Source organism: Streptomyces misionensis (genome assembly GCF_007896895.1).
Classification (GTDB): domain Bacteria; phylum Actinomycetota; class Actinomycetes; order Streptomycetales; family Streptomycetaceae; genus Streptomyces; species Streptomyces misionensis_A.
On sequence record NZ_VOGW01000082.1, the window covers coordinates 20337 to 31130 of the forward strand.

The 10794-nt window shown below is 75.1% G+C and carries 9 protein-coding genes and 1 pseudogene; 7 read left to right on the forward strand and 3 right to left on the reverse strand.

Annotated elements, in window-relative coordinates:
* Positions 1 to 535: pseudogene (locus FRZ03_RS14115) on the forward strand (glycosyltransferase family 2 protein); the annotation flags it as partial.
* On the opposite strand, the gene FRZ03_RS14120 reads toward FRZ03_RS14115, so the two are convergent.
* Positions 506 to 1495 carry a helix-turn-helix domain-containing protein gene (locus FRZ03_RS14120; RefSeq protein ID WP_146465497.1) on the reverse strand — a complete coding sequence of 330 codons (990 nt, stop codon included), beginning with the start codon at positions 1493 to 1495 and terminating at the stop codon, positions 506 to 508. The pseudogene FRZ03_RS14115 and the gene FRZ03_RS14120 overlap by 30 nt on opposite strands.
* Positions 1496 to 1783: 288 nt before the next feature.
* On the opposite strand from FRZ03_RS14120, the gene FRZ03_RS14125 reads away from it, so the two are divergent.
* On the forward strand, positions 1784 to 2437 hold the full coding sequence (locus tag FRZ03_RS14125) for a GOLPH3/VPS74 family protein (protein ID WP_186785417.1): 654 nt from the start codon (positions 1784 to 1786) through the stop codon (positions 2435 to 2437).
* Between the two features lie 256 nt (positions 2438 to 2693).
* Here the strand turns inward: FRZ03_RS14125 and FRZ03_RS14130 are convergent, their stop codons facing one another.
* Positions 2694 to 3899 (reverse strand): serpin family protein, encoded by a 1206-nt coding sequence (locus FRZ03_RS14130; RefSeq protein WP_146465499.1) that lies wholly within the window; start codon positions 3897 to 3899, stop codon positions 2694 to 2696.
* Between the two features lie 259 nt (positions 3900 to 4158).
* On the opposite strand from FRZ03_RS14130, the gene FRZ03_RS14135 reads away from it, so the two are divergent.
* From FRZ03_RS14135 to FRZ03_RS14155, 5 genes are all read left to right on the forward strand, one after another.
* Complete coding sequence (locus tag FRZ03_RS14135; protein ID WP_146465500.1) at positions 4159 to 4911, forward strand: GntR family transcriptional regulator; 753 nt, start codon at positions 4159 to 4161, stop codon at positions 4909 to 4911.
* Between the two features lie 426 nt (positions 4912 to 5337).
* The gene (locus FRZ03_RS14140; protein WP_186785418.1) at positions 5338 to 5529 is read left to right on the forward strand and encodes an SPOR domain-containing protein; all 192 of its coding nucleotides are present in this window, start codon (positions 5338 to 5340) and stop codon (positions 5527 to 5529) included.
* 43 nt (positions 5530 to 5572) lie between these two features.
* On the forward strand, positions 5573 to 6025 hold the full coding sequence (locus FRZ03_RS14145; RefSeq protein WP_146465501.1) for a (deoxy)nucleoside triphosphate pyrophosphohydrolase: 453 nt from the start codon (positions 5573 to 5575) through the stop codon (positions 6023 to 6025).
* Positions 6026 to 6147: 122 nt separating this feature from the next.
* On the forward strand, positions 6148 to 6555 hold the full coding sequence (locus FRZ03_RS14150; RefSeq protein WP_398660306.1) for an ATP-binding protein: 408 nt from the start codon (positions 6148 to 6150) through the stop codon (positions 6553 to 6555).
* Positions 6556 to 6897: 342 nt separating this feature from the next.
* Positions 6898 to 9486 (forward strand): SpoIIE family protein phosphatase, encoded by a 2589-nt coding sequence (locus FRZ03_RS14155; RefSeq protein ID WP_146465503.1) that lies wholly within the window; start codon positions 6898 to 6900, stop codon positions 9484 to 9486.
* A 21-nt stretch (positions 9487 to 9507) separates the two neighbouring features.
* Here FRZ03_RS14155 and FRZ03_RS14160 read toward each other — a convergent pair whose 3' ends face one another.
* Positions 9508 to 10515 carry a hypothetical protein gene (locus FRZ03_RS14160; protein WP_146465504.1) on the reverse strand — a complete coding sequence of 336 codons (1008 nt, stop codon included), beginning with the start codon at positions 10513 to 10515 and terminating at the stop codon, positions 9508 to 9510.
* Positions 10516 to 10794 lie beyond the last annotated feature (279 nt).

Here is a 10794-nt window from a genome sequence, read left to right on the forward strand (position 1 = left end):
GCTGCGGCTGGCGGACGCGGGGCACGTCTTCCGCACGGTGCTGGAGCCCACCGCCGTCCTGCTCACCGACGGCGGCACCCGCCGGCACCGCATGCCCCGGCCGCACCGGATGCCGCTGATCACCATGACGGACGCCAGGGCCGCGCACGCCCTCCTGCTGGAGCTGCGCGACGGGCGGCACGACGCGGCCTTCCGCGCTGCCTGCCTGGCGGACACGCGGGAGTGGTACGCGCGCATGGCGGCCGACCGGAGCTTCGCGCGCCCCGCGGACTGGCACGGCGATCTGGAGGCCGAGGTCGAACGCGTCGTGACCGGCGCCGGGAAACTCTTCGAGGAACTCGTCCTGGTGCCGGAGCGGGGCCGGTTCGCGCTCGCCAAGAACCTGCTGTGCGCCCGGCCCGAGCACGCCCGGCGGGCCACCGGGCTGCTGCCCGCCGTCCAGCCCCGGCAGCTGCGGCTGCTGGGGGAGCTGGCGGAGCCGGCGGCCGGCGCGCCCGCCGGCTCCTCAGATCCAGCCCTTGTCGCGGGCCAGTAGCGCGGCCTGGAAGCGGGTGCTCGCGTTGAGGTGCTGGAGCAGCCGGGCGATGCGGGCCCGGTAGGTGCGCACCGAGATGCCCAGCTCCCGCGCGCCGGCCTCGTCCTTGTCGGTGCACGCCATCACCTGGAGGACCTTGAGGTGCAGCTCGTCCAGCTCCTCGTGTTCCGTGCCGGGCCGCAGACAGGGCAGTGCGTCGGACGCCTGGGACCAGCACCGCTCGAAGAAGCCGTGGAGCGCGTGGACCAGCACGTCCTGGCGCACCAGCAGGGCCTGCCCCGCGGTCGCGTCGGCGGTGGTCTGGATGAGGGCGGTCTCCCGGTCGAACACCGCGATCCGGTCGAAGCTGCCGTCCAGCAGCCGGAACTCGGTGCCGTGGTCCGCCAGTTCCCGCAGGTGCCCGGCGGGCACGCTGTCCCGGAGCGCGGTGCGGTGCGCGAGCACCCGCAGGGCGACGCCCCGGCGCAGACAGCGCAGATCGGCCTCGCGGGTGCCGGTGAGGTGCTCGTGCGCCGGCATCCACGACGGCTGCGTGACCAGGATCTCGCGCCGGGCGAAGAAGGCGAGTTCCTCGACGCGTTCGTGCACCGCCTCCGCGCCCTCCAGCGGTTCCACCTGGCTGCGGTCGGTCGTCCGGCCGCGCCCCCGGGTGGCCCGCAGCACGAAGGACTGGCTGGTGGACAGGACTTCGAGCTGCTGTTCCTGGAGGGCCCGCAGCCGCCGCTCGGCGAGCTGCTCTATGCCGATGCCCGGGTCCACCGGGGAGGGCTCCCCGCCGGCGTCGAGGTGGATCATCCCCTGCCGTTCGAGCCGCTTGAGGCTGAGGCACAGTTCCGCCGCTTCCAGGCCGAGCGCCGCGAGCAGATCCGCCCTGGTCAGGTCGGGGTTCTGCAGCAGCGTCCGGTACACGGACTCGTCCAGCGGTTCCACTCCCAAAGCGGTCAATTCCCATACGCCCATGTGTTCCCCCGCGAACAGTCGCCACCGGTGCTGGAAGTTGACCGGATCTTTCCATACGTGGCTGAAACATGTCAAAGTAGGAGTAAAACCCCTCCGGGCCCCTCGCGGACCGGTCTCTTCACCCGGCGCGCCGCCGTGCTTCCCCTGGATATGTGTGCCCCGTGTGAAGGTGGACTACTCCTGATGCGGCGGGGGAGGAACGGATCAAGAGGCTTGATCCTCAAGGCGGTTGACGGCCGCAACCGGTGGCGCGCGCGACGCGTCATGACCAGAGACTGGGGAGGACTTGTGGACGCTGGGCTTACCGTGGGTGAGCGGATCGTGCTGCTCGGACTGGACGAGGCGGACGGCACCCCGCGGGAGCAACTGCGGGTGGGGTGCGCGGTGGCGGCGGCGCCGCTGCTGGACCTCGTGCGCTCCGGCCGGGTGGTGGCGCGCGACGGGGGACTCGCCCTCACGCAGGAGCCCCCGTCCGACGACCCGTTGGCGTCGGCCCTGGCCGCGCAGATGCGCCGCGCCCCCGAGGCGAAGCCCCAGGCGTGGCTGCTGGCCGTGCGCGACGAGGCGGTCACCGCCGCCTACGAGGGCCTGCTGGCCAAGGGCGTGGTCCGCCAGGAGGGCCGCAAGCGGCTCGGCGTCTTCGGCTCCCACCGCTACCCGCCGGCCGATCCCTCGGTGCCGGCGGCCCTGCGCGCCGAACTCTCCGCCGTGCTTCTCGCGGGCGCCGAGCCGGCCACGGGCACCGCCGAGGTCATCACCCTGCTGCACCGGGCGGGCCTCGACGCCCTCGCCCTCCCGGACGCGGACCCGGCGCGCACCGCCGCGCGCATGGCGGAGGTGGCCGCCACCCTGGAACCCGACGGCGCGGTGGGCGACGCGGTGTCGGCCGCCCTGGCGGCCGTGACCGTCCTCCTGGCCTCGATCCCGGGCCTGACGGGCTGACGGTCTGACGGCCCGAGTCTGACGGTCTGACGGCCCCGCGGGCCGGCCTCGGGACGCCGGGCGCCGCACCGGAGCGACGGCGGCGCCCGTGGCTAGTGCGGCGACCGGAAAGGTTCACCGGCTCGCGACGCCCGGCACGGCACCTCGCCGCGTTGTCGCATCACCCGAGTACGTCCAGTACGCGAGTCATGCTCCGCCTTGCGATGCACCGCACCGGACGCCGCGAGCTTCCCGGCAAACCCTCCCGGCCACAGCACTAGAACGTGCCCCCGTACCCCGGTGCCGGGTCGCTCACCCAGCCGGCCAGCAGGACCAGGCGCGAGTCGCGGTCGGTGGCCAGGAAGGCGAAGGGGCGGTCGAAGGCGACGCGGACCACCGTGGTCTCGTGACGCGCCTGGGGAGCGGCGCTCCCGGCCGTCATCGAGACGGCCGTCACCGCGCCCGCGCGAAAGCCCAGCGCGCCGAACCGGGCCACGGCCGACTGCCGGGCCTGCTCGACGGCCAGCGGCCGCTCGCTCACCCCGGGGAAGTGGCCGAACCGCGGGTCCGCCGCCGTCCTGAGTCCGAACAGGTCCGCGAGGGCCAGCAGATCGTGGTCCGCGCGCACCTCGTACGCCACCGTCGTGACGTCCAGCGACGTCGGCTCCGGCGCGGCGGCCTGCTGCCGCTCCACGTGCAGCCCGGGCCCGACATGGCCGTACGGCAGCGCGCCGCCCGGGGTGAGCGCGAGCGCACGCTCCACCACGGCCACCCCGGCCGCCACGACCTGACCGGGCGTCATGCGCTCCTCGCCGAGGACCAGATGGACGTCGATCCCGTTGTCGCCGGGGACCGTCAGCGCGGTGACGAAGCCGTCCGCGGTGCCCGCCACGCCCACCCGGTCGGGCCGCACACTGCGCCGGTGCAGCCCGCGCAGGGTGCGGCCGCGCCAGGGGCCCGCCTCCGGGGTGAGGGAGCGCTCGGTGAAGGGCTGGCGCCAGGTGGTGTGCAGGGCGAGCGCGCCCGCCAGCACCATCCGGGTCTCGCGGGTCAGCGCCACCGGCATCCGCTCGACCAGGCCGCCGGTCCGCTCGGCCGCCCACGCGTCCAGCCGTTCCCGCGCGGTGACGAGGTCGTCCCCGAACACGCCGTGCGCCCCGGCCGGCAGCCCGGCCCGCCACTCCTCGCGCAGCGGCAGCACGTGGTGCGTCCACAGGCCGAGCGCCGCGTCCACACCGGGCGCCGAGCCCAGGGCCGCCAGCAACTCCCGTGCGAGGCGGGCCGCATCCTCCGCCGGCACGCCCAGCGCGCCCGCCAGCTCCTGCCGGGCGGGGCCCGCCGCGCCGTCCGCGAGCAGGGCCAGCAGGGGCCAGACCCCGGCCGCGGAGAACGCCGTACCGCCCTGCGCGGTGGCCGCCCAGCGCGCCGTGAGCCCGTTCACCGTGTGCGCGACCGCGCCCTCGGCCCTGCTGCCCACCCTCATTCCGCCCCCTGTGTCCCGCTTACCTGCGACAAGTCGTACGAGGCACGGTACCTGTGCCGATGGACTCGCCTGCGGGTGCCCGGAGTTGTCCGGGAGGTCCCGGAGGTGTGAAGGGGTGGCCGGGCTGGGGAGAAAGTGCTGGGTGCGGCCCTCCCCGGCCGGATGTCATCACTTCGAGTGATTCTCTGGCCTTTGCTTGCACGGCTCAACCCAGGGTTGCCACGCTGTTGCTGTCTGTACAAGCTGATGGGAGCGGCCAGTGACTTTCGGTGAGCAGCCGGCGTACCTGCGTGTCGCGGGTGATCTCCGCAAGAAGATCGTCGACGGTTCACTGCCGCCCCACACCCGCCTCCCCTCCCAGGCCCGCATCCGCGAGGAGTACGGCGTCTCGGACACGGTCGCCCTGGAGGCCCGCAAGGTGCTGATGGCCGAGGGGCTGGTCGAGGGCCGCTCCGGCTCGGGGACGTATGTGCGCGAGCGGCCGGTGCCGCGCCGGGTGTCCCGCTCCGGCTACCGCCCCGGCGGCGGCGCCACCCCCTTCCGGCAGGAGCAGGCCGACGCCTCGGTGCGTGGCACCTGGGAGTCCAGCAGCGAGCAGGCGGAGGCCGGGAGCGCCATCGCCGAGCGGCTCGGGATCAAGGCCGGTGAGCGGGTCATGCGCACCAAGTACCTGTTCCGCGAGGCCGGGGAGCCGATGATGCTCTCCACCTCCTGGGAGCCCCTCGCCCTCACCGGCCGTACCCCGGTGATGCTGCCCGAGGAGGGGCCGCTCGGCGGCATGGGCGTGGTCGAGCGGATGCGCGCCATCGACATCATCGTGGACAACGTCACCGAGGAGGTCGGCGCCCGCCCCGGCCTCGCCGAGGAGCTCCATCTCCTCGGCGGCGTCCCCGGCCATGTCGTGCTGGTCGTCCAGCGCACCTACTACGCCTCCGGCCGCCCGGTGGAGACGGCGGACGTGGTGATCCCGGCGGACCGTTACCGGGTGGCGTACCACCTGCCGGTGAAGTGAACGGGAAGGCACCGGTTCGCCGGAAACCGTGACCGATGCCCCTGACGTCGTACACACTGCCGGAGTGACGTAGGGCACACCTGGGGCTCATCTCGTATGTGCATGCGCCGGTCGCGCGGCGAGGACCGGCGCGGGGCCGGGGTCACGGCGCGGTCGTTCCCGCAGGTGGGACCGGGTCCGTTCGACGGGTGTCCGAGCCGGGGCGGAGCCGTCCCGGAGGGCGCACACGGTCTCGTGCGCCCCCGGCGTTCTGGCTGGTTGCGTACCTCTTTGTGAAAAGACGTATTCGGTGAGTGAAGGTAGGGCGTACGCTCGGGCATATGCGGATTGCGGTTTCCTTAGGCGAGGCCCGGTGGGGGCCCCGGACGGGATGGGGGTCCCGTGATGCCGGAAAGGGTGAAGCGAACGATGGGGGCGGTGCGGGGCATGAGTGAGGGCACGGTTTCCCTGCCCTGGATCGTGATACGGCAGGACGACAACGGCAATCGCTACCGCGTCGGCCGCTACGCGACCCGGGCCGAGGCCCAGAAGGTGGCCGACAGCTTCGAGGACCCGGGGCACGAGCGGCTCTACTCGGTCGAGCGTGTCGCGCAGAACGGGGACGGCGGCCGCAACTGACCTGCGGCGCCCGCGTCCGGGAGCCTGTCGTAGGCTCCGCTCCATGACGACCAGGACGCGACGGATCGTGGTGGTGGGGGCCGCCCTGCTCGACGGCGGCCGCCTGCTCGCCGCGCGCCGCAGCGCGCCCGCCGAACTGGCCGGGCGCTGGGAGCTGCCCGGCGGCAAGGTGGAGCCGGGGGAGCGGCCCGAGGACGCGCTGGTGCGCGAACTGCGCGAGGAACTCGGCATCGACGCCGAGACCGTGGAGCGCGTACCCGGCGAGTGGCCCCTGCGGGAGCCGTACGTCCTTCGGGTGTGGACCGCCCGGTCGCGCCCCGGTTCGCCCGCGCCCCGGCCTCTTGAGGACCACGACGAACTGCGCTGGCTGACCCCGGCCGAGCTGTGGGACGTGCCCTGGCTGGACCAGGACGTGCCGGCGGTCCGCGAGGTCGCCGCGCGCCTGGCCGCCGGAACCGGCCGACCCGCGGCGCCCCCGGCCGCCGGGACCCGCTGACCGACTCCGTCTACGCCGTTCGACCCACACATGGACGGTAGGCACGGTACTGGCCATCGCATATCGGGTATGGGCCCATTAACCCCACTAAAACGGACTTGGGTGGGCTCGCGGCCTGGGAAGTGATCGGCGTGATCGACACCGATGGCGACTGCGCCGAGTGGACCTTTCCCGCGGAGCCGGGTGCCGTGCGCAGCGCCCGGGCCGTGGTGCGCGGCCAGTTGCACGGCTGGGACCTCGACTGCGTCGCCGACCTCGCCGCGCTGCTCGTCAGCGAGCTGGTCACCAACTCGCTGCGCTACGCCACCGGCCCCATCGGCGTCCGGCTGGTACGGCCCGTCGGCGGCGACGACTCGCTGCTGGTGGAGGTCTCCGACCCGATCCCGGACCTCCCGCGCGAACGCGTGGCCCGGCCCGAGGACGAGAGCGGACGCGGCCTCCAGTTGCTCGCCGGCTCCTCGCGCCGCTGGGGCACCCGGCCCGGCGCGAGCGGAAAGACCGTCTGGTTCGAGCTGGCCGTACCGGGGTGACGTCCGGGGAGCACCGCCCCGGGCGATGAGGCGGGGGCGCATGGGGTGGCACAAGGCGGTGCGGGATGAGGCGGGGGCGCCCGAGGGCGCGGAGGGGGTGTACGTGGCCCGCCGCGTGGCCCCTCGCGTGACTCCGGCTCGCCGGCCGGTGCGGAGCGTGTGGTTCGAGGGCGTGTTCCCTGGTTAGAAGAGTGGCAGTGTTGTGGCGGAGCGGTCCGAAAAACGTCTGGACCGAGCTGTGATCGTGAACACCGTGTCGCGCGGCGCCGTAGTGCTGGATACTGCGGGCAGCCGCCTCCGGTGACCGGTGCCGGGTGCGGTGAGCTGGAGGGGACGGTTCGCGTGAGCGAGATACCAGCGAAGGCCGCGGAGTCCGAGGACCCGTCGGACGGCGCGAGGAACCAGACCGCGGAGGGTGCGGCGGCACCCGGTGACGCCATGTGGCAGAGCAGCCCACCCGGCTCCATGTACGACTACATAAAGGTGGCCTCCTTCTCCATCGGCCCCGGTGGCCTGGTGGACCAGTGGAGCCTGCGCGCCGAACAGCTCTTCGGCATCCCCGCCTCCCGAGCCGTCGGCAGGGACCCCATAGAGGCGTTCGTCGACCCCGACCTGCGGGAACAGGGCCAGCGCAAGATGGCGGAGATCCTGGACGGGCGCGAGTGGACCGGCGTGGTGCCCTTCCGGATGCCGGACCGACCGGACGGCGGGCGCGGCGCGGACGGCCTGGCCGAGGTCTATGTGATGCCCACCCGGACCACCGAGGGCGAGCGGGCCGCCGTCTGCATCGTCGTGGACGTGCGCACCCTGCGCCGGATCGAGACCGACCTCGCCGCGTCCCAGGCGATATTCGGACAATCCCCCTTCGGCTTTCTGCTCATCGACACCGATCTGCGGGTGCGGCGCGCCAACCAGCGGTTCGCCTCCGTCTTCGGCGGCAGCCCGGACGAACACCGCGGCAGGGAGGTCCACGACTACCTGCCCCGCGGCGAGGCCGAACGGGTCTCGGCGACGCTGCGCCGGGTGCTGAAGAGCGGCGAGCCCATCACCGACATGCACATCACCGGGAACATCCCCGGCTCCGAGGAGCGCCGGCACTGGTCCGTCAACCTCTACCGCGTGCACAGCGGCAGCGGCCGCACCATCGGCGTCGCCTGGCTCGCCACCGATGTCACCGCCCGCCGCGCCGCCGCCCGGGAAGCCGCCGCCGCCCGCCGCAACCTGGCCCTGCTCAACGAGGCCGGGGCGCGGATCGGCAACTCCCTCGACCTGGAGACCACCGCGCGCGAACTCCTCGACGTCGTCGTCCCCGGCTTCTGCGACCTGGCCACCGTCGACCTCTACCAGGGCCTGCTGACCGGCGACGAGACGCCGCCCGGCATGGCCGACGGCAGTGCCGAACTGCGGCGCGTCGCCATCGCCAGCGCCGTCGCCGACGCGCCGCGGTTCGGCTCCACGGAGCCCGTTCCGGTCGGCGCCGTCCACCACTTCCCCTTCAACTCGCCCTGCGCCAACGCCCTGCGCACCGCCCGGCCCCGGTACGTGCCGGCCGAGGAGGGCAGCCTGGTGCAGTCCACGCTGGCCGTGCCGATGGTCGCCCACGACACGGTCGTCGGGCTCGTCCGGTTCGCGCGGACCAAGGGCAGCGAGCCGTTCGGGGAACGGGACCGGGACCTCGCGGTGGAACTGGCCGCGCGCGCCGCGGTCTGCATCGACAACGCGCGCCTGTACCGCCGGGAGCACGAACGGGCGTTGATCCTGCAACGCTCCCTGCTGCCGCCAGGCGACCCCGAGGCGTCCGGCCTGGACATCGCCTGCCGCTATCTGCCCGGCAACGCGGCGACCGAGGTCGGCGGCGACTGGTTCGACGTCATCGAACTCCCCGGCCACCGCACGGCGCTGGTGGTCGGCGACGTGATGGGCCGCGGACTGCGCGCCGCGGTGGCGATGGGCGAACTCCGCACGGCGGTGCGCACCTTGGCGCTGCTCGACCTGGAGCCCGCCGAGGTGCTGTCCGCGCTGGACGAGATCGCGCGGGGGCTCGGCACGCCGGGGGGCATCCAGCAGGCCACCCGCACGGCGCGCCAGCCCCGGGACGCCGACCTCTCCGAGGTGTACCTCGCGACGTGCGTGTACGCCGTGTACGACTCGGTGACCCGGCGGTGCACGTTCGCCAACGCCGGTCATCTGCCGCCGGTGCTGGTGGAGCCCGGCGAGTCCGCGCTGATGCTGGACGTGCCGCCCGGCATGCCGCTCGGGGTGGGCGGCGAGCCGTTCGAGGAGGTGGAGGTCGAGCTTCCGGAGGGCGCGCTGCTCGCGCTGTACACGGACGGCCTGGTCGAGTCCCGGGACCACCCGCTGGACGAGGGGCTGCACGCGCTCGTCGGCGCGCTCACCGACCCGACGCGACCGCTGGAGGACGTCTGCGACCACGTCCTGAGCACCCTCGACACCCACCACGGCGAGGACGACATCGCGCTGCTGATGGCCCGGGTGCAGGGGCTGCCCGCCGAGTCCGTCGGCGACTGGACGCTGCCGCGGGAGCCGCGCAGCGTGGGCCGGGCGCGCGAGCACGCGCGGGCGCAACTGCTCGGCTGGGGGCTGGACGCCCTCGTCGACACGACGGAGCTGCTGGTGAGCGAGCTGGTGACCAACGCGCTGCGGTACGGCGAGGGGGAGATCCGGCTACGGCTGCTGCTGGACCGGACGCTGGTGTGCGAGGTGTGGGACGGCGGGCTGGTGCAGCCCCGGCGCCGGCGGGCAAGGGACACCGACGAGGGCGGCCGGGGGCTGCAACTGGTGCAGCTGCTCAGCGCGGCGTGGGGGTCCCGGCGGACGCCGCGGGGGAAGACCGTGTGGTTCGAGCTGCCGCTGCCGGGCGCCGACGCCGTGCTCACGGACCCGGCGGAGGCACTGCTCAGCCTGTTCTGACCCGACGCTCCGGCCGCGGTGTCAGGAAGGCGGCGCCAGTCGTCTGCGGGCCCGCGTCCCGGGGCCGCCGAAGCAGGCCGGAGGGCCGCCGTCCGCGTCCTCGGCCAGGAGGATGCCGCCGAGCACGGCGCCGGGGAGGCCGGTCTCGTCCGCGGCGGCGGGACAGGGGTTGCCGTGGGCGCGGACGTCCTGTTCGGCCAGGTCGCGGGCCTCCCGGGCGGCCGTGTCGGCCGGGAAGGCGGCGCCGGTGCCGTCGCCCGCGCGCAGGGTCCGTACCGCCTCCGCCAGCCGGGCGCGGGCCTCCGGGCCCACCGCGCCCCGGTGCACCGTCACGAAGTCGTCGGCCGCGCCGACCGCGGCCCGGGCGACGAGCAGCGCGGCCGTGTCCAGGACGCCGGAGCGGCCCACGTCCAGCCGGTCGGCGGCACGGGTGATCCGGCGCAGGGCGTCCAGCGGGTCGTACGACCGCGCGCCGGTCAACTCCCCGCGCACCCCCGCGAGTACGCCGTCCGCGTGGGCCAGCCGGGCGCGCAGCTCGCCCGTGGCCAGGGGCGTCCGGGAGCCCCCGCGCCGGGCGGTCGCCAGTTCCGCCTCCGCGCCGGTCAGCGCGGCCGGGACCAGGGCGGCGGCCTCCCGCAGCCGTGCCGCCAGCCGCTCCACGCCGCGCACCAGGGTCTCGGCCTGGGCCACGGCACCCTCGCCGGCGCGCAGCTGGCGGGCGGCCCGGTCGCCGTCGCCCACGACGACGGCCTGGTGGGCGGCGTCGAGGCGGGCGGTGGCGAACAGCAGGCGGTCCTTGGCCTGCTCCATCGAATCGGTGACGGGGTCGGTGGCCGAGGGGGCGTACCGCTCGCGGAGTGCGGCCAGGGTGCCGTGCGCGGCGACCGTGCGAACCGCCAGTGCCCGGGCCCGCGCCCGCGCCACCTCCAGCGCGGCACCGGCGCCCGGTCCCTCCAGCCCGCGTATCTGATCCAGCGCCGCCGCCTCCGCGTCCAGCCGCCGCCCGGCCCGCGCGCACCGCTCGACCACCCCCGCCCGCCCCCTCCGCCGCGCCCCCCCCCCCCCCGCCCGCCGCACCGCGCGCGCCCGCGCCCCCCCCCCCCCCCCCCCCCCCCCCCCCCCCGCCCCCCCGCCCCCCCCCCCGCCCACCCCCCCCCCCCCCCCCCCACCCCCCCCCCCCCCCCCCCCTCCCCCCCCCCCCCCCCCCCCCCCCCCCCCCTCCACCCCCCCCCCCCCCCCCCCCTCCGCCCCCCCCCCCCCCCCCCCACCCCCCCCCCCCCCCCCCGCCCCCCCCGCCCCCCCCCCCCG

Bases quoted from the DNA above. Each gene is read 5' to 3' on its own strand.
- FRZ03_RS14120 (WP_146465497.1), bottom strand. From the start codon at position 1,495: ATGGGCGTATGGGAATTGACCGCTTTGGGAGTGGAACCGCTGGACGAG.
- FRZ03_RS14130 (WP_146465499.1), bottom strand. From the start codon at position 3,899: ATGAGGGTGGGCAGCAGGGCCGAGGGCGCGGTCGCGCACACGGTGAAC.
- FRZ03_RS14140 (WP_186785418.1), top strand. From the start codon at position 5,338: ATGAGTGAGGGCACGGTTTCCCTGCCCTGGATCGTGATACGGCAGGAC.
- FRZ03_RS14145 (WP_146465501.1), top strand. From the start codon at position 5,573: ATGACGACCAGGACGCGACGGATCGTGGTGGTGGGGGCCGCCCTGCTC.